At 58.1% G+C, this 17,165-nt stretch carries 15 protein-coding genes and 2 rRNA genes (1 of these 17 running past the window's edge); 15 read left to right on the forward strand and 2 right to left on the reverse strand.

Features of this window, described 5'->3' with window-relative positions; translation table 11 throughout:
• The 5 genes from ACVWSC_RS04240 to ACVWSC_RS04260 all read left to right on the forward strand — a co-directional run.
• Nucleotides 1-2,769: ribosomal RNA gene (locus ACVWSC_RS04240) — 23S ribosomal RNA — on the forward strand (it extends 122 nt beyond the left edge of the window).
• Nucleotides 2,770-2,898: 129 nt separating this feature from the next.
• A 5S ribosomal RNA gene (gene rrf, locus ACVWSC_RS04245) occupies nucleotides 2,899-3,014 on the forward strand.
• A 147-nt stretch (nucleotides 3,015-3,161) separates the two neighbouring features.
• A complete protein-coding gene (locus tag ACVWSC_RS04250) occupies nucleotides 3,162-3,821 on the forward strand; it encodes a paraquat-inducible protein A (RefSeq protein WP_442112188.1) in 660 nt (219 codons plus the stop codon).
• Nucleotides 3,808-4,431, forward strand: a complete 624-nt coding sequence (locus ACVWSC_RS04255) for a paraquat-inducible protein A (protein WP_442112189.1) — start codon at nucleotides 3,808-3,810, stop codon at nucleotides 4,429-4,431. Before ACVWSC_RS04250 ends, ACVWSC_RS04255 begins: the two co-directional genes overlap by 14 nt.
• Nucleotides 4,424-6,724 (forward strand): PqiB family protein, encoded by a 2,301-nt coding sequence (locus tag ACVWSC_RS04260; RefSeq protein ID WP_442112190.1) that lies wholly within the window; start codon nucleotides 4,424-4,426, stop codon nucleotides 6,722-6,724. The genes ACVWSC_RS04255 and ACVWSC_RS04260 overlap by 8 nt, the downstream gene beginning before the upstream one ends.
• A 123-nt stretch (nucleotides 6,725-6,847) precedes the next feature.
• Here ACVWSC_RS04260 and rpsT read toward each other — a convergent pair whose 3' ends face one another.
• Nucleotides 6,848-7,126, reverse strand: a complete 279-nt coding sequence (gene rpsT, locus ACVWSC_RS04265) for a 30S ribosomal protein S20 (RefSeq protein WP_133216804.1) — start codon at nucleotides 7,124-7,126, stop codon at nucleotides 6,848-6,850.
• Nucleotides 7,127-7,377: 251 nt separating this feature from the next.
• On the opposite strand from rpsT, the gene murJ reads away from it, so the two are divergent.
• From murJ to ispH, 6 genes are all read left to right on the forward strand, one after another.
• Complete coding sequence (murJ, locus tag ACVWSC_RS04270; protein ID WP_442112191.1) at nucleotides 7,378-8,916, forward strand: murein biosynthesis integral membrane protein MurJ; 1,539 nt, start codon at nucleotides 7,378-7,380, stop codon at nucleotides 8,914-8,916.
• A 118-nt stretch (nucleotides 8,917-9,034) separates the two neighbouring features.
• Nucleotides 9,035-9,985: a bifunctional riboflavin kinase/FAD synthetase gene (gene ribF, locus ACVWSC_RS04275; RefSeq protein ID WP_442112192.1), complete on the forward strand. Its 951-nt coding sequence runs from the start codon at nucleotides 9,035-9,037 to the stop codon at nucleotides 9,983-9,985.
• Complete coding sequence (gene ileS / locus ACVWSC_RS04280; protein WP_442112193.1) at nucleotides 9,982-12,813, forward strand: isoleucine--tRNA ligase; 2,832 nt, start codon at nucleotides 9,982-9,984, stop codon at nucleotides 12,811-12,813. The genes ribF and ileS overlap by 4 nt, the downstream gene beginning before the upstream one ends.
• Entirely contained in the window at nucleotides 12,806-13,321 is a 516-nt protein-coding gene (gene lspA, locus ACVWSC_RS04285) for a signal peptidase II (protein ID WP_442112194.1), read from the forward strand. The genes ileS and lspA overlap by 8 nt, the downstream gene beginning before the upstream one ends.
• Nucleotides 13,314-13,751, forward strand: coding sequence for an FKBP-type peptidyl-prolyl cis-trans isomerase (gene fkpB, locus ACVWSC_RS04290; RefSeq protein WP_442112195.1), 438 nt, complete (start codon nucleotides 13,314-13,316; stop codon nucleotides 13,749-13,751). The genes lspA and fkpB overlap by 8 nt, the downstream gene beginning before the upstream one ends.
• 14 nt (nucleotides 13,752-13,765) lie before the next feature.
• The gene (gene ispH, locus ACVWSC_RS04295; RefSeq protein ID WP_442112196.1) at nucleotides 13,766-14,713 is read left to right on the forward strand and encodes a 4-hydroxy-3-methylbut-2-enyl diphosphate reductase; all 948 of its coding nucleotides are present in this window, start codon (nucleotides 13,766-13,768) and stop codon (nucleotides 14,711-14,713) included.
• Here ispH and ACVWSC_RS04300 read toward each other — a convergent pair.
• On the reverse strand, nucleotides 14,702-15,217 hold the full coding sequence (locus tag ACVWSC_RS04300) for a GspH/FimT family protein (protein ID WP_442112197.1): 516 nt from the start codon (nucleotides 15,215-15,217) through the stop codon (nucleotides 14,702-14,704). The genes ispH and ACVWSC_RS04300 overlap by 12 nt on opposite strands.
• A gap of 108 nt (nucleotides 15,218-15,325) precedes the next feature.
• On the opposite strand from ACVWSC_RS04300, the gene ACVWSC_RS04305 reads away from it, so the two are divergent.
• From ACVWSC_RS04305 to ACVWSC_RS04320, 4 genes are read left to right on the forward strand one after another with little or no spacing between them, the layout of a single operon-like run.
• Entirely contained in the window at nucleotides 15,326-15,544 is a 219-nt protein-coding gene (locus ACVWSC_RS04305) for a type IV pilus modification PilV family protein (RefSeq protein WP_442112198.1), read from the forward strand.
• A complete protein-coding gene (locus tag ACVWSC_RS04310) occupies nucleotides 15,541-16,212 on the forward strand; it encodes a hypothetical protein (RefSeq protein WP_442112199.1) in 672 nt (223 codons plus the stop codon). The genes ACVWSC_RS04305 and ACVWSC_RS04310 overlap by 4 nt, the downstream gene beginning before the upstream one ends.
• Nucleotides 16,209-16,730, forward strand: a complete 522-nt coding sequence (locus ACVWSC_RS04315; RefSeq protein ID WP_442112200.1) for a pilus assembly PilX family protein — start codon at nucleotides 16,209-16,211, stop codon at nucleotides 16,728-16,730. The genes ACVWSC_RS04310 and ACVWSC_RS04315 overlap by 4 nt, the downstream gene beginning before the upstream one ends.
• Nucleotides 16,731-16,741: 11 nt before the next feature.
• Nucleotides 16,742-17,149, forward strand: a complete 408-nt coding sequence (locus ACVWSC_RS04320) for a type IV pilin protein (protein WP_442112201.1) — start codon at nucleotides 16,742-16,744, stop codon at nucleotides 17,147-17,149.
• Nucleotides 17,150-17,165: the final 16 nt, after the last annotated feature.

The raw sequence follows: 17,165 nt of genomic DNA on the forward strand, positions 1-17,165 counted from the left end.
GGGAACCCACTCAGCATAAGCTGAGTATCTTGTACTGAATACATAGGTGCAAGAGGCGAACCAGGGGAACTGAAACATCTAAGTACCCTGAGGAAAAGAAATCAACCGAGATTCCCTTAGTAGTGGCGAGCGAACGGGGACTAGCCCTTAAGTGGCTTTGAGATTAGCGGAACGCTCTGGAAAGTGCGGCCATAGTGGGTGATAGCCCTGTACGCGAAAATCTCTTAGTCATGAAATCGAGTAGGACGGAGCACGAGAAACTTTGTCTGAATATGGGGGGACCATCCTCCAAGGCTAAATACTACTGACTGACCGATAGTGAACCAGTACCGTGAGGGAAAGGCGAAAAGAACCCCGGAGAGGGGAGTGAAATAGAACCTGAAACCGTATGCGTACAAGCAGTGGGAGCCTACTTTGTTAGGTGACTGCGTACCTTTTGTATAATGGGTCAGCGACTTATATTCAGTGGCGAGCTTAACCGAATAGGGGAGGCGTAGCGAAAGCGAGTCTTAATAGGGCGTTTAGTCGCTGGGTATAGACCCGAAACCGGGCGATCTATCCATGGGCAGGTTGAAGGTTAGGTAACACTGACTGGAGGACCGAACCGACTACCGTTGAAAAGTTAGCGGATGACCTGTGGATCGGAGTGAAAGGCTAATCAAGCTCGGAGATAGCTGGTTCTCCTCGAAAGCTATTTAGGTAGCGCCTCATGTATCACTGTAGGGGGTAGAGCACTGTTTCGGCTAGGGGGTCATCCCGACTTACCAAACCGATGCAAACTCCGAATACCTACAAGTGCCGAGCATGGGAGACACACGGCGGGTGCTAACGTCCGTCGTGAAAAGGGAAACAACCCAGACCGTCAGCTAAGGTCCCAAAGTCATGGTTAAGTGGGAAACGATGTGGGAAGGCTTAGACAGCTAGGAGGTTGGCTTAGAAGCAGCCACCCTTTAAAGAAAGCGTAATAGCTCACTAGTCGAGTCGGCCTGCGCGGAAGATGTAACGGGGCTCAAACCATGCACCGAAGCTACGGGTGTCACTTAGGTGACGCGGTAGAGGAGCGTTCTGTAAGCCTGTGAAGGTGAGTTGAGAAGCTTGCTGGAGGTATCAGAAGTGCGAATGCTGACATGAGTAACGACAATGGGAGTGAAAAACTCCCACGCCGAAAGACCAAGGTTTCCTGCGCAACGTTAATCGACGCAGGGTTAGTCGGTCCCTAAGGCGAGGCTGAAAAGCGTAGTCGATGGAAAACAGGTTAATATTCCTGTACTTCTAGTTATTGCGATGGAGGGACGGAGAAGGCTAGGCCAGCTTGGCGTTGGTTGTCCAAGTTTAAGGTGGTAGGCTGAGATCTTAGGTAAATCCGGGATCTTAAGGCCGAGAGCTGATGACGAGTTGCCTTTAGGCGACGAAGTGGTTGATGCCATGCTTCCAAGAAAAGCTTCTAAGCTTCAGATAACTAGGAACCGTACCCCAAACCGACACAGGTGGTTGGGTAGAGAATACCAAGGCGCTTGAGAGAACTCGGGTGAAGGAACTAGGCAAAATGGCACCGTAACTTCGGGAGAAGGTGCGCCGGTGAGGGTGAAGGACTTGCTCCGTAAGCCCATGCCGGTCGAAGATACCAGGCCGCTGCGACTGTTTATTAAAAACACAGCACTCTGCAAACACGAAAGTGGACGTATAGGGTGTGACGCCTGCCCGGTGCCGGAAGGTTAATTGATGGGGTTAGCTAACGCGAAGCTCTTGATCGAAGCCCCGGTAAACGGCGGCCGTAACTATAACGGTCCTAAGGTAGCGAAATTCCTTGTCGGGTAAGTTCCGACCTGCACGAATGGCGTAACGATGGCGGCGCTGTCTCCACCCGAGACTCAGTGAAATTGAAATCGCTGTGAAGATGCAGTGTATCCGCGGCTAGACGGAAAGACCCCGTGAACCTTTACTATAGCTTTGCACTGGACTTTGAATTTGCTTGTGTAGGATAGGTGGGAGGCTTTGAAGCGTGGACGCCAGTTCGCGTGGAGCCATCCTTGAAATACCACCCTGGCAACTTTGAGGTTCTAACTCAGGTCCGTTATCCGGATCGAGGACAGTGTATGGTGGGTAGTTTGACTGGGGCGGTCTCCTCCTAAAGAGTAACGGAGGAGTACGAAGGTGCGCTCAGACCGGTCGGAAATCGGTCGTAGAGTATAAAGGCAAAAGCGCGCTTGACTGCGAGACAGACACGTCGAGCAGGTACGAAAGTAGGTCTTAGTGATCCGGTGGTTCTGTATGGAAGGGCCATCGCTCAACGGATAAAAGGTACTCCGGGGATAACAGGCTGATACCGCCCAAGAGTTCATATCGACGGCGGTGTTTGGCACCTCGATGTCGGCTCATCACATCCTGGGGCTGAAGCCGGTCCCAAGGGTATGGCTGTTCGCCATTTAAAGTGGTACGCGAGCTGGGTTTAGAACGTCGTGAGACAGTTCGGTCCCTATCTGCCGTGGACGTTTGAGATTTGAGAGGGGCTGCTCCTAGTACGAGAGGACCGGAGTGGACGAACCTCTGGTGTTCCGGTTGTCACGCCAGTGGCATTGCCGGGTAGCTATGTTCGGGAGAGATAACCGCTGAAAGCATCTAAGCGGGAAACTTGCCTCAAGATGAGATCTCACTGGAACCTTGAGTTCCCTGAAGGGCCGTCGAAGACTACGACGTTGATAGGTTGGGTGTGTAAGCGCTGTGAGGCGTTGAGCTAACCAATACTAATTGCCCGTGAGGCTTGACCATATAACACCCAAGCAATCTGCAACGCAGATTGTGGTGGTGAAGACGAAAGTCACCGAAAGTTTGCAAAACCACAAAGTCACATACCCAATTCGCTGGAGTGTCTAACAAGACCTTCTGGCAACAGAATTTCTTGACGACCATAGAGCATTGGAACCACCTGATCCCATCCCGAACTCAGCAGTGAAACGATGCATCGCCGATGGTAGTGTGGGGTTTCCCCATGTGAGAGTAGGTCATCGTCAAGATTAAATTCCGAAACCCCTATCTGCGTACGCAGGTAGGGGTTTTGTCTTTCCCGCGCTAGTAACGCTCTTGCTATGTTTCAGTCATGAAACACAGAGAAATAATCAATCAGTTAGAATAGCGCTCTTATGTAAACTCAGAAGTTCGCTATGTCCGACCCTGTCGATTCACATCAGCTTGCCGACTTACCCCTGGATCAGCTGGTGGGGTGTCACGAATGTGACCTGCTGATGCGCAAGCCAGTGCTCAAGCTGGATGAAAAAGCACACTGCCCACGCTGCGGCTATGAGCTCTATGCCCATCGGCATAACGTCGTCCAGCGCAGCCTGGCATTGGTGATAGCCGCCTTGCTGCTCTACGTCCCGGCAAACTTCCTTCCCATCATGCAACTGCATCTGCTTGGTCAAAGTTCAGACGACACTGTATGGACCGGCGTGGTTGGCTTGTACAACACCGGTATGACCGAAGTGGCGGTGGTGGTATTTCTCTGCAGTATGGCCATTCCTCTGCTCAAGCTGTTGTGTCAGTTGGCGGTACTACTGAGCATTCGCCTGAATATCGGGCGCAGTTACGGTTTGTTGCTTTATCGGATTTATCACCACTTGCGTGATTGGGGCATGCTCGAGGTTTATTTCATGGGCGTGCTGGTTGCCATGGTCAAGCTGGTTGACCTGGCGGAGCTAAGTCTCGGCCTGGGTCTGGTCTGTTTTATCAGCCTGTTACTGGTGCAGGTATGGCTGGAGGTGGTGATGTCGCCCCACCAGATCTGGAGTGCTTTATCGGGGGAAGACCTGCATGCGTGCGATTGATGCCGGGATTCTGATTTGTGGCGAATGTCATGAGCTGAATCGCCAGGAGCCAGAAACTGACTCGCAGACCTGCAGCCGTTGTGGCGCAAAGGTACATGCGCGGCGGCCAAACAGCCTGACGCGGACCTGGGCGCTGCTGCTCACGTCGGCCATTTTGTACATCCCCGCCAACGTGCTACCGATCATGACGGTCAGTGCGCTGGGGCAGGGCAGCCCAGACACCATCATGTCTGGCGTTATCACCTTGATGAAGCACGGCATGTTGCCCATTGCGGCGGTGGTGTTCATCGCCAGTATTCTGGTGCCTACCTTCAAATTGGTCGGTATCGGGCTGCTGCTCTACTCGGTGCAACGGCACCAGCCGTTGTCTGCCCGGCAACGGATTTTGATGTACCGCTTCATTGAATTCATCGGACGCTGGTCGATGCTGGACATCTTCGTGATCGCCATCCTGGTGGCGGTGGTGAATTTCGGCAGGATCGCCAGTGTCGAAGCCAATCTGGGCGCCGTCGCCTTCGCCAGTGTGGTGATTTTGACGATGCTCGCTGCAGTAACTTTCGATCCCCGACTGATTTGGGATAACACGGAGTCGGATGACGACCATGAGTGATTTGCCTACGGCTAGAACCCGCCCAGCGTCTAACTGGTCGGCTATATGGATTTTGCCCCTGATTGCCCTGGTCATAGGGGGCTGGCTCGGCTGGCAGGCCTACAGAGACTCAGGCGTGAACATCCAGGTTCGCTTTGAAAGCGGTGAAGGCATCGTTGCCAACAAGACCGAAGTAGTCTTCAAAGGCATGTCGGTGGGTAAGGTCAAGGAGTTGATACTTGATGCCAGTGGCAGCAAGACGGGTGTCATCGCGACCATCGAGATGAACAAGGAAGCAGAGCCTCACCTCAATACCGGCACACGCTTCTGGCTGGTGAAACCGAGTGTCAGTCTGGCCGGTATCACCGGGCTGGAGACGCTGGTGTCAGGTAACTACATTGCCGTGAGCCCTGGAACGGGGGAGCCGACCAAGCGTTTCAAAGCGTTGGATGAGGCGCCGCCGCTGTCTGATAGCGAGCCTGGTTTGCACCTGACCCTCAAAGCCGATCGGTTAGGTTCGCTCAACCGTGACAGTCCGGTGTTTTATAAACAGATTCAGGTAGGGCGGGTGAAGAGCTATCGCCTTGCAGAAGACCAGGGCACGGTAGAGATCAAAGTCTTTATCGAACCGGCCTACAGCAACCTGGTGCGCAAACACACGCGCTTCTGGAACGCCAGCGGCATCAGTATCGACGCCGGTCTGTCCGGGGTGAAAGTGCGCAGTGAGTCGCTGGCCAGCATCGTCGCCGGCGGTATTGCCTTTGCCACACCAGAGCACCGCAAGGACAGCCCGCCGACGGATCCTAGCCTGCCGTTCCGCTTGTTCGAGGACTTCGATGCAGCGCAGGCGGGTATTAAGGTCAAGGTCAAACTGAGCGATTTTGAAGGCCTGCAGGCCGGACGTACGCCGGTGATGTACAAAGGCATCCAGGTCGGCTCGCTGAAAACCCTGAAAGTCGACGCTGACCTGACCAGCGCCGTAGCTGAATTGACGCTGGACCCTCTGGCAGAAGATTACCTGGTGGATGGCACTCAGTTCTGGGTGGTTAAGCCGTCGATCTCCCTGGCCGGGATCACTGGCTTGGAAGCCTTGGTAAAGGGTAATTACATTGCTATCCGTCCGGGTGACAAGGGTGCCACTCCGCAGCGCGAGTTCGAAGCGCGAGAGAAGGCTCCGCCGCTCGATCTGAAAGCGCCGGGGCTGCACCTGGTGCTGTTCAGTGACAACCTCGGTTCGCTGGAGGTGGGTAGTCCAGTGCTCTACCGTCAGGTCAAGGTCGGTACCGTGCAGAGCTACCAGTTCTCGAAAAAGAGTAAGCGCCTGCTGATCGGTGTGCACATCGAGAAGGAGTATGCCAACCTGGTAAACGGTTCGACGCGCTTCTGGAATGCCAGCGGTATCACCCTTACCGGTGGATTGTCGGGTATCCAGATCAAGAGCGAATCGCTGCAGAGTCTGATGGCCGGTGGTATCGCGTTTGATACGCCAACCCCGAATGTACCGCTCAAGCGCCGTATTCCAAGTTTCCGCTTGCATGAAAACCAGGAGTCGGCAAACCGCAGTGGCACCACGGTAACCATTCGAGTGGAGCGTGCGGACGGTCTCAAGGTCGGCACCCCGGTGCGCTTCAAAGGCCTTGATGTCGGCAAGGTCGAGCAGGTCGATCTGACCGATGACCTGCAGGCAGTTGTGCTCAAGGCGCGTATTACTGAAGTGCCAGAGCGTATTGCGCGCGAAGGTACGCAGTTCTGGGTGGTCAAGCCGGCCTTGGGTATCGTTAAGACCGCGAACCTGGAAACCTTGGTGACCGGGCAGTATCTGGAAGTACAGCCTGCAGCGAAGAATCTGGGACCTCAACGGGTGTTCACCGCCTTGGCGCAGGCGCCAGACTTCTCGGCGCGTGAGCCGGGGTTGGCATTGGTACTAAGTGCGCCGCGGCGTGGGTCGATCAAGCCAGGTGTGCCGGTGACCTATCGCGAGATTCCGGTTGGCAAGGTCACTGGATTCGAGTTGGGGCAGACTGCAGACCGGGTGCTCATTCATATCCTGATCGAGCCGCGCTATGCCGCGCTGGTGCGTGGTGGCAGCCGCTTCTGGAACAGCAGTGGCTTCGGCTTTGACTTTGGCTTGTTCAAGGGCGCTACGGTGCGTACCGAGTCGTTGGAAACCCTGATCGAGGGTGGTATTGCCTTCGCGACGCCAGATGGCGAGAAGATGGGCAATCCGGCTCGGCCGCAGCAGACGTTCGCCTTGTTCGATAAGGCTGAAGATGAATGGCTGCAGTGGGCGCCGAAGATTCAGATTGGTAAGTAATCTATCGCGGGGCAAGCCCGCTCCTACAGGATTTCCTCCTGTAGGAGCGGGCTTGCCCCGCGAAGACAAATCGCAGGCAATAAAAAACCGACCCTAGGGTCGGTTTTTTAACAAGCGTGTCGCTTAGGCAGCTGCAGCTTCTTTCAGCGCCTTGATGTGGCCATTCAGACGGCCTTTATGGCGAGCAGCCTTGTTCTTGTGGATGATGCCTTTATCGGCCATACGGTCGATAACTGGCACAGCCAGGATGTAAGCAGCTTGCGCTTTTTCGGCGTCTTTTGCGTCGATGGCTTTAACTACATTCTTGATGTAGGTGCGAACCATGGAACGCAGGCTGGCGTTGTGGCTGCGACGCTTCTCAGCCTGTTTTGCACGTTTTTTGGCGGAAGGTGAGTTGGCCACCGTCGAGCTCCTCGAAAGACTTGGTAAATAGCAAACAAAATAGGCCGCGAATCATGCCGATGAGTTAATCGGTTGTCAAGGGCACTTGCATGGATCCGCTGAGTGGTTGTTCCTGAGAAGGGAGTGATTCCCTTCTGCGGTACGACCTGTAAACTCGGGAGTTTTTGCTCTGCTTGCGTTGCGGCGCGGAGTATCGCACAACTGAGCGCTTTCCGGCACAGCCCTTTATCTTAAGGCGTAAAAATCTTTCAATGAATCTTCTGAAATCCCTGGCCGCCGTCAGCTCCATCACCATGATTTCCCGGGTATTGGGCTTTGTCCGCGACACTATCCTGGCGCGGGTGTTCGGTGCCGGTGTGGCAACCGACGCCTTCTTCATTGCCTTCAAACTGCCCAACCTGCTGCGCCGGATATTCGCCGAAGGCGCGTTTTCCCAGGCTTTCGTACCCATTCTGGCCGAGTACAAAACTCAGCAGGGCGAGGAAGCGACGCGTACCTTCGTTGCCTACGTCAGTGGTCTGCTGACCCTGGTGCTGGCACTGGTCACCGCGCTCGGCATACTGGCGGCGCCCTGGGTGGTGTGGGTCACGGCGCCGGGCTTTGTCGACAACAGCGAAAAATTTCAGCTCACCACTGACCTGCTGCGGGTGACCTTTCCTTATATATTGCTGATCTCGCTGTCGTCGCTGGCCGGGGCGATCCTCAATACCTGGAACCGCTTTTCGGTACCCGCCTTTGTCCCGACCTTGCTCAACGTGGCGATGATCGCCTTCACCCTGTTCCTCACGCCGTACTTCGATCCGCCGATCATGGCGTTGGCCTGGGGTGTGCTGGCAGGTGGCCTGGCACAGCTGTTGTACCAACTGCCGCACCTGAAAAAAATCGGCATGCTGGTACTGCCGCGCCTGAATCTGCGCGATACCGGCGTCTGGCGGGTGCTCAAGCAGATGTTGCCGGCCATCCTCGGGGTGTCGGTGAGCCAGATCTCGTTGATCATCAACACTATCTTTGCCTCGTTCCTGGTCGCAGGTTCGGTGTCCTGGATGTACTACGCCGACCGCCTGATGGAGTTGCCTTCCGGGGTGCTTGGTGTAGCCCTTGGCACCATTTTGCTGCCGACCCTGGCCAAGACCTACGCCAACCGCGACCGTCAGGAGTACTCGCGGATTCTCGACTGGGGCCTGCGCCTGTGTTTCCTGCTGGTGCTACCGTGCACTCTGGCGATGGCGATCCTGGCTGAACCGTTGACCGTGGCGCTGTTTCAGTACGGCAAGTTCTCGGCATTCGATGCCGCCATGACCCAGCGTGCGTTGATCGCCTATTCGGTCGGCCTGCTGGCAATCATTCTGGTCAAGGTGCTGGCACCTGGCTTCTATGCGCAGCAGAACATTCGTACTCCGGTTAAAATCGCCATCTTTACCCTGGTCTGCACCCAGCTGTTCAACCTGATGTTCATTACCCACCTGCAACACGCGGGCTTGGCACTGGCCATCAGCCTCGGCGCCTGCTTGAATGCCGGCCTGTTGTACTGGAAGCTGCGTCAGCAGCAACTGTTCCAGCCGCAACCGGGCTGGGGCAAATTCCTGAGCAAGCTGGTGCTGGCCGTGGTGTTGATGTCGGCGGTATTGCTGGTAGGGATGCATTACATGCCGGCCTGGGTAGAAGGGCAGATGCTTGAGCGTTTCCTGCGCCTGGGCGTGCTGATTCTGGCCGGTGTACTGACTTATTTCGGCAGTCTGTTTGTGTTCGGTTTCCGCCCGCGCGACTTCGCGCGCAAGGCATTGCATTGAGCCGCGAACATGGCCAGACGTCGGTTTTATCTATTCCACACCTCGGGGTGACGCTGCTGCCTGTCGCCAGCGCCCGGGTGTGGTTATAATCGACCACTTTATGAGCAAGAAGCGCGTTATGCAGCTGGTTCGAGGCCTTCACAACCTACGCCCCCAGCACCGGGGCTGTGTCGCCACCATTGGCAACTTCGACGGTGTTCACCGTGGCCACCAGGCAATCCTGGCGCGCCTGCGTGAGCGTGCGGTAGCGCTGGGCGTGCCCAGCTGCGTGGTGATTTTCGAGCCGCAACCGCGCGAGTACTTTGCTCCGGACACCGCGCCGGCCCGCCTGGCCCGCCTGCGTGACAAAGTCGCGCTGCTGGCCGCCGAAGGCGTAGACCGGGTGTTGTGTCTGGCGTTCAATCAGCGCCTGAGCAAACTCAGCGCCGCCGAGTTCGTCGACACCATTCTGGTCGATGGTCTGGGTGTCAAACACCTGGAAGTCGGTGATGATTTCCGTTTTGGCTGTGATCGGGTCGGTGACTTCGAGTTTCTCCAGCAAGCCGGGCTGAGCCAGGGCTTCACCGTAGAAGCCGCGCAAACCGTCGAGCAGGAAGGCCTGCGCATCAGCAGCACACAGGTGCGTAATGCCCTGGCCAAGGCTGATTTCGCGCTGGCTGAACGCCTGCTCGGGCGCCCGTACCAGATCAGCGGCCGCGTGCTGCATGGGCAGAAGCTGGCTCGCCAGCTCGGGACGCCGACAGCCAACATACAACTCAAGCGCCATCGTGTGCCGCTGACCGGCGTCTATCTGGTCAGCGTCGAACTTGATGGCAAAGCCTGGCCAGGCGTCGCCAACATCGGCGTACGGCCAACCGTTTCCGGTGATGGCCGTGCCCACCTGGAAGTGCATATCCTGGATTTTGCCGGCGATCTTTATGGCCGGCGTCTGACGGTGGAGTTCCACCACAAGCTGCGCGACGAGCAGCGTTTCGCCTCCCTGGAGGCGCTGAAGTCGGCGATCGATGCGGATATCGCCGCCGCACGTGCCCATTGGCACGCTCAACCGCTAACGAAGAGCCTGAAATGACCGACTATAAAGCCACGCTAAACCTTCCGGACACCGCCTTCCCAATGAAGGCCGGCCTGCCACAGCGCGAACCGCAGATTCTGCAGCGCTGGGACAGCATTGGCCTGTACCAGAAGCTGCGTGAAATTGGCAAGGATCGTCCGAAGTTCGTGCTGCACGACGGCCCGCCTTATGCCAACGGCAAGATTCACATCGGTCATGCGCTGAACAAGATTCTCAAGGACATGATTGTCCGTTCCAAGACCCTCTCCGGTTTCGACGCCCCGTACGTCCCGGGCTGGGACTGCCACGGTCTGCCGATCGAGCACAAGGTGGAAGTCACCCACGGCAAGCACCTGACTGCCGACCAGACCCGCGAGCTGTGCCGCGCCTACGCCGCCGAGCAGATCGAAGGCCAGAAAACCGAGTTCATCCGCCTGGGTGTACTGGGTGATTGGGACAACCCATACAAGACCATGAACTTTGCCAACGAGGCCGGCGAAATCCGCGCCCTGGCCGAGATGGTCAAGCACGGATTCGTGTTCAAGGGCCTCAAGCCGGTCAACTGGTGTTTCGATTGCGGTTCGGCCCTGGCTGAAGCCGAGGTTGAATACGCCGACAAGAAATCGCAGACCATCGACGTCGCCTTCCCGGTTGTCGACCAGGACAAACTGGCCAACGCCTTCGGCCTGGCTGAGCTGGCCAAGCCGGCGGCGATCGTGATCTGGACCACCACCCCGTGGACCATCCCGGCTAACCAGGCGTTGAACGTTCATCCAGAGTTCAAATACGCGCTGGTCGATGTTGGCGACAAACTGCTGGTGCTGGCTGAAGAGCTGGTCGAGTCTTGCCTCAAGCGTTACGCGCTGGAAGGTTCGGTCGTTGCTACCGCTGCGGGTTCGGCCCTGGAGCTGATCAACTTCCGTCATCCGTTCTACGATCGCCTGTCGCCGGTGTACCTGGCTGACTACGTAGAGCTGGGTGCCGGTACCGGTGTGGTTCACTCCGCCCCGGCGTACGGTGAAGACGACTTCGTCACCTGCAAGCGCTATGGCATGGTCAATGACGAGATCCTGACCCCGGTACAAAGCAACGGCGTCTACGTTCCGTCGCTGGAATTCTTTGGCGGCCAGTTCATCTGGAAAGCCAACCCGGCGATCGTCGACAAGCTCTCGGAAGTCGGTGCGCTGATGCACACCGAAACCATCAGCCACAGCTACATGCACTGCTGGCGTCACAAAACCCCGTTGATCTACCGCGCTACCGCGCAGTGGTTTGTCGGTATGGACAAGCAGCCAGACAACGGCGACACCCTGCGCAAGCGTGCGGTCAAAGCCATCGAAGAAACCAAGTTCGTGCCGGCCTGGGGCCAGGCGCGCCTGCATTCGATGATCGCCAACCGCCCAGACTGGTGCATCTCGCGTCAGCGTAACTGGGGTGTGCCGATTCCGTTCTTCCTCAACAAGCAAACCGGCGAGCTGCACCCGCGCACCGTCGAGCTGATGGAAGAAGTGGCCAAGCGCGTCGAGAAAGAAGGTATCGAAGCCTGGTTCAAGCTCGACGCCGCCGAACTGATCGGTGAAGAAGCCGCTCAGTACGACAAGATCGCCGACACCCTCGACGTCTGGTTCGACTCCGGTACTACGCACTGGCACGTACTGCGTGGCTCGCACAGCATCGGCCACGAAACCGGCCCGCGTGCCGACCTGTACCTGGAAGGTTCCGACCAGCACCGCGGCTGGTTCCATTCCTCGCTGCTGACCGGCTGCGCCATCGACAACCATGCGCCGTACCGCGAACTGCTGACGCACGGTTTCACCGTTGACGAAAACGGCCGCAAAATGTCCAAGTCGCTGGGTAACACCATCGAGCCGCAGAAGGTCAACGACACCCTCGGCGCCGACATTCTGCGCCTGTGGGTTTCGGCCACCGACTACTCCGGTGAAATGGCGGTTTCCGAGCAGATCTTGCAGCGCAGCGCCGACGCCTACCGGCGTATCCGCAACACTGCGCGCTTCCTGCTCTCCAACCTGTCCGGCTTCGACCCGGCGCGCGATCTGCTGCCGGCCGAAGACATGCTGGCGCTGGACCGTTGGGCCGTCGACCGTACCCTGCTGCTGCAGCGTGAGCTGGAAGAGCACTACGGCGAATACCGCTTCTGGAACGTCTACTCGAAGATCCACAACTTCTGCGTGCAGGAGCTGGGTGGCTTCTATCTGGACATCATCAAGGACCGTCAGTACACCACTGGTGCCAACAGTGTTGCCCGCCGTTCCTGCCAGACCGCGCTGTACCACATCAGCGAAGCGCTGGTGCGCTGGATCGCGCCGATCCTGGCGTTCACCGCTGACGAGCTGTGGCAGTACCTGCCGGGCGAGCGCAACGAGTCGGTCATGCTCAACACCTGGTACCAGGGTCTGACCGAGCTGCCGGAAGGCTTCGAACTGGGTCGCGCCTACTGGGACCGCGTCATGGCTGCGAAAACCGCAGTCAACAAAGAACTGGAGAACCAGCGTTCGGCCAAGGCCATCGGTGGCAACCTGCAAGCCGAAGTCACGCTGTTTGCCGACGAAGGCCTGAGCGCCGATCTGGCCAAGCTTGGCGATGAGCTGCGCTTCGTGCTGATCACCTCGGCGGCAAGCGTTGCGCCGTTTGTTCAAGCACCGGCCGATACCGTTGAAACCGAAGTCCCGGGCTTGAAGCTCAAAGTGGTCAAGTCCGGTCATGCCAAGTGCGGCCGTTGCTGGCACTTCCGGGCTGACGTCGGGGCTAACCCAGAGCATCCGGAAATCTGCGCCCGTTGCGCTGACAACATCAGCGGTAAAGGCGAGGTGCGCCACTATGCCTAACCCTGCCGCAGGGCGCTTCGGGCGCCTTGGCTGGCTCTGGCTGAGCCTGCTGGTCCTGGTCCTTGACCAGGCCAGCAAGTTCTACTTCGAGAGCACACTGAGCCTGTACCAGCAGATCGTGGTCATTCCTGACTATTTCAGCTGGACCCTGGCCTATAACACCGGTGCAGCCTTCAGCTTCCTGGCCGACAGTTCCGGTTGGCAGCGCTGGTTGTTTGCCCTGATCGCCCTGGTGGTCAGCGCTGTACTGGTGGTCTGGCTCAAGCGCCTGGGGCGCAACGAGACCTGGCTGGCGGTGGCGCTGGCATTGGTGCTGGGCGGTGCGCTGGGTAACCTGTATGACCGCATTGTGCTTGGCCATGTGGTCGACTTTATCCTCGTCCATTGGCAGAACCGCTGGTATTTCCCGGCCTTCAACGTCGCCGACAGTGCCATTACCGTCGGTGCGGTGATGCTGGCGCTGGATATGTTCAAGAGTAAGAAGTCCGGAGAACCCGTCCATGACTGAGACCCGAATCGGCCAGAACACCGAAGTCAAATTGCACTTCGCGCTGCATCTGGAAAACGGCGATACCGTCGATAGCACCTTCGACAAGGCGCCAGCGGTGTTCAAAGTGGGCGACGGTAACCTGCTGCCTGGTTTTGAAGCGGCGATCTTCGGCTTCAAGGCCGGCGACAAGCGCACCGTCACCGTCGCACCGGAAAACGCCTTCGGTCAGCCCAATCCGCAAAACGTGCAGGTTATGCCACGCTCGCAGTTCAACGACATGGAGCTTTCCGAAGGTCTGCTGGTGATCTTCAACGACGCTGCCAATGCCGAGCTGCCCGGTGTGGTCAAGGCCTTTGACGATGCCCAGGTGACCATCGATTTCAATCATCCACTGGCCGGCAAGACCCTGAGCTTCGAGGTACAAATCCTCGAAGTCACGGCGCTTTGAGCCTGGAGCCGAGCATGCAAATCAAACTCGCCAACCCCCGTGGCTTCTGCGCGGGCGTGGATCGGGCGATCGAGATCGTCAACCGCGCCCTGGAAGTGTTCGGCCCGCCGATCTATGTGCGTCACGAAGTGGTGCACAACAAGTTCGTGGTCGAAGACCTGCGCGCCCGCGGTGCCATTTTTGTCGAAGAACTGGATCAGGTGCCGGATAACGTCATCGTTATCTTCAGCGCCCACGGCGTTTCCCAGGCGGTCCGCCAGGAAGCCGCCGGGCGTGGCTTGAAGGTCTTCGATGCCACCTGCCCGCTGGTGACCAAGGTGCATATCGAAGTCGCGCGCTACAGCCGCGACGGTCGCGAATGCATCCTGATCGGCCACGAAGGCCACCCGGAAGTCGAAGGCACCATGGGTCAGTACGACGCCAGCAATGGCGGCGCGATCTATCTGGTCGAAGACGAAGACGATGTCGCCACGCTGCAGGTCAATGACCCGGACAAACTGGCGTTCGTTACCCAGACCACCCTGTCGATGGATGACACCAGCCGCGTCATCGATGCTCTGCGTAAGCGCTTCCCGAATATCGGCGGGCCGCGCAAAGATGACATCTGCTATGCCACCCAGAACCGTCAGGATGCGGTCAAGCAATTGGCCAACGAGTGCGATGTGGTCCTGGTTGTCGGCAGCCCAAACAGCTCCAACTCCAACCGCCTGCGCGAACTGGCCGAGCGCATGTCGACCCCTGCCTACCTGATCGACGGTGCCGAAGACCTGCAGAAAAGCTGGTTCGACGGTGTCGAGCGCATCGGTATCACCGCAGGTGCTTCGGCACCGGAAGTGTTGGTGCGCGGGGTGATCGAGCAGCTCAGAGCCTGGGGTGCTACCGGCGCTGAAGAGCTCGATGGCCGTGAAGAGAACATCACCTTCTCAATGCCCAAGGAATTGCGCGTTCGTTCACTGACCTGACCCGGCAGCCGCGCACAGCGGCTGTTCGATCAAGTCGTCACGCAGGCTGACCCGTCCGCTGCGTGACAGCACCACCCGGTACTGACTCAGTGCTTCGGGACGTTGGCAAACATACAACGTCCCGGCCTGAAACCCACCCGATTCCAGCACCGCTACACCCAGGCCACTGAAGCGTACTTGGCGGGCCACCGGTCGATTGCCAACGATCACCGTTCTTCCGTTGTTGCGCCGTTCAAGCAATAGTTCCGCGCTGTCGTGCTCATCCAGCAGCATCCTCCAGCCTTTGCTCCAATCTGATTCCAGTGCCTCCAGGCGCACTGTGCTATTGCGCGCCAGTGCTTCGCTGCGCGCGCTACGCAGTGCCTGCGCCAGATCATTGGCCACAGCCTGCCGCTGTAGCCCGGCACTCATGTTGTTGTAGGCCGGAATACCCAGCTGTGTCAGCAGCCCCAGCAGGGCCAAAGCGAGCAATAGCTGGATCAGTGTTACGCCCTGTTGCTTCACCGTGCATTCCTCCCTGGAAGTGCTTCGCTATAGATTCGAAGCGCGTGACGCTGGCGTCCAGTCAGCCGGATTGGCAAAGGGTTGTTGAAAAGTCGCGGGAGGTTGGCCATGGATGGCGGGCAACAACAAGGTATGACGTTGATTGAAGTGTTGGTGGCAATGACGGTGCTGGGGTTGGGACTGTTTGCGGCCGCTGGCTTGCAAGTAAGGGCACTGCAGACGACTGAAAGCGCGTTGCACACCACTCAGTCGGCTTATGTTGAATACGGCACGCTTGAGCTGAACCGTGCTGGCGCAGCGCTGAACGATGAGGCGCAGCGGCCATGAGCAGACAAATGGGTTTCAGCCTGCTGGAGGTGCTGCTGGCCCTGAGCCTGGGGTTGCTGTTGTTACTGGGTGCCACCCGCCTGTTTGTTGCAGCGAGTCAGTCCTGGCAGGCACAAGCAGCCTCGGCACATATGCAGGAGGATGCCCGTCAGGCCTTGCAGCGCCTGGCCCAGAGCATTCGCATGAGCGCAATGTTCGGCTGCTTGCGCGACGATGCCATGGTTTTTCACGATCCCTCGGCTCGCGAGGCCTTTGCGCAGCCGCTGCGGCTAATGCGTGGTGTGGATGGGCGTTTACAGCGCTTAAGCCTGATCAGTGCCGATGTCGCCCACACCACTGGCGAACCTGACTGGACCCTGGTGACCGATTGCCAGACGCAGGCCAGCGTGCATGCTGGTGTGATGGCGCCTGGACCGGGACAGTTTGCCGTGCCCCTGCGCCGCCAGCACTATCGCCTGGTCGCCAATGAACTGCATCTGCGTAGCGCTGCGGCCAATGGTGTATTGGTCGAGGGCGTTGGTGATCTACAGATCGAGCTGCTCAGGGACAGCAATCTGGCCATCGCCGCTGTGCGCCTGGAATTGACCATGATCGACCCGCAGCAACGGGTCAGGCCACAGACTTACCGAATGAGCATCGCTCTGGGTAACCCGGTATTTGGCTCATGACGCTGTGCGCCAGGGGTTTGCAGCGCGGCCTGGTATTGCTGGTGAGCCTGACCTTGGTCCTGTTGCTGGGGCTGCTGGGGATGTCAGCGATGGGCAGTGCGACCCAGCAGGAACGCATGACGCGTAACCTGCTGAGCAGCCTGCAGGCGTTCGAGCAGGCGCAGCAGTTGCTACAGCAGGTAGAGGCGAAAGCGCCGGTTCAGGGTTTACCGCGCTGCGGGTTTTGCCTGCCGCCGCCGGAAGCCGGGTTCGTTATCCACAGCGGTGTCTATTCAGGCAAAGGGGCCAGTTCCGGTTTGCTTTGGCAGGCAACTGACAGCGGCTTTTATCTCATTCAGCCTTTGGGGCAGAGCAGCCAGGCCAGAAATATGCCGCAGGGGCAGGAGGTCAATCTCTATCGCGTCACTGTGGTCGGGCGAAGCGGCACCGGCCGTAGTGTCTTGGAGAGTGTGCTTGCCCAGCCGGTTGGGCCACAACCAGCACCGGCGCGGCGTATTCTCTGGCGACAGCGGTACTGAGGATTGAACTCATGAAGAAGCAGAAAGGATTGAGCCTGATCGAACTGTTGATTGTCATCGCTGTGGTCGGCATTCTGGCGAGCATTGCTTTCCCCAGTTACCGCGACCAGGTCCGAAAAGCGGCGCGCACAGAAGTCGTTGGTGTGCTGCTAACCACTGCCCAGCAACTTGAACGCCACTACACGCGTGCGGGCCAGTACAGCGACACGGACGAACTGGTGTTGCCTTTGACCGCTGGCACCGCTCATTACCGCTTGCAGGCGGTGCGCGACACGACGTCATTCACCCTGTTGGCACGACGCCTGCCCGGTGGCCTGATGATGGCCGACGTCTGTGGTGACTATGCGCTTGACCAGGCGGGCGTGCGCGGCAATCCCGGCAGTCCCGGGGATTTCACTGATGGTTGCTGGGGTGGCTGAAGCCTTTCGCGATTTA

This window comes from Pseudomonas sp. NUPR-002 (genome assembly GCF_056322725.1).

Bases quoted from the DNA above. Each gene is read 5' to 3' on its own strand.
- ACVWSC_RS04250 (WP_442112188.1), top strand. From the start codon at position 3,162: ATGTCCGACCCTGTCGATTCACATCAGCTTGCCGACTTACCCCTGGAT.
- ACVWSC_RS04255 (WP_442112189.1), top strand. From the start codon at position 3,808: ATGCGTGCGATTGATGCCGGGATTCTGATTTGTGGCGAATGTCATGAG.
- ACVWSC_RS04260 (WP_442112190.1), top strand. From the start codon at position 4,424: ATGAGTGATTTGCCTACGGCTAGAACCCGCCCAGCGTCTAACTGGTCG.
- murJ (WP_442112191.1), top strand. From the start codon at position 7,378: ATGAATCTTCTGAAATCCCTGGCCGCCGTCAGCTCCATCACCATGATT.
- ribF (WP_442112192.1), top strand. From the start codon at position 9,035: ATGCAGCTGGTTCGAGGCCTTCACAACCTACGCCCCCAGCACCGGGGC.
- ileS (WP_442112193.1), top strand. From the start codon at position 9,982: ATGACCGACTATAAAGCCACGCTAAACCTTCCGGACACCGCCTTCCCA.
- lspA (WP_442112194.1), top strand. From the start codon at position 12,806: ATGCCTAACCCTGCCGCAGGGCGCTTCGGGCGCCTTGGCTGGCTCTGG.
- fkpB (WP_442112195.1), top strand. From the start codon at position 13,314: ATGACTGAGACCCGAATCGGCCAGAACACCGAAGTCAAATTGCACTTC.
- ispH (WP_442112196.1), top strand. From the start codon at position 13,766: ATGCAAATCAAACTCGCCAACCCCCGTGGCTTCTGCGCGGGCGTGGAT.
- ACVWSC_RS04305 (WP_442112198.1), top strand. From the start codon at position 15,326: ATGGATGGCGGGCAACAACAAGGTATGACGTTGATTGAAGTGTTGGTG.
- ACVWSC_RS04310 (WP_442112199.1), top strand. From the start codon at position 15,541: ATGAGCAGACAAATGGGTTTCAGCCTGCTGGAGGTGCTGCTGGCCCTG.
- ACVWSC_RS04315 (WP_442112200.1), top strand. From the start codon at position 16,209: ATGACGCTGTGCGCCAGGGGTTTGCAGCGCGGCCTGGTATTGCTGGTG.
- ACVWSC_RS04320 (WP_442112201.1), top strand. From the start codon at position 16,742: ATGAAGAAGCAGAAAGGATTGAGCCTGATCGAACTGTTGATTGTCATC.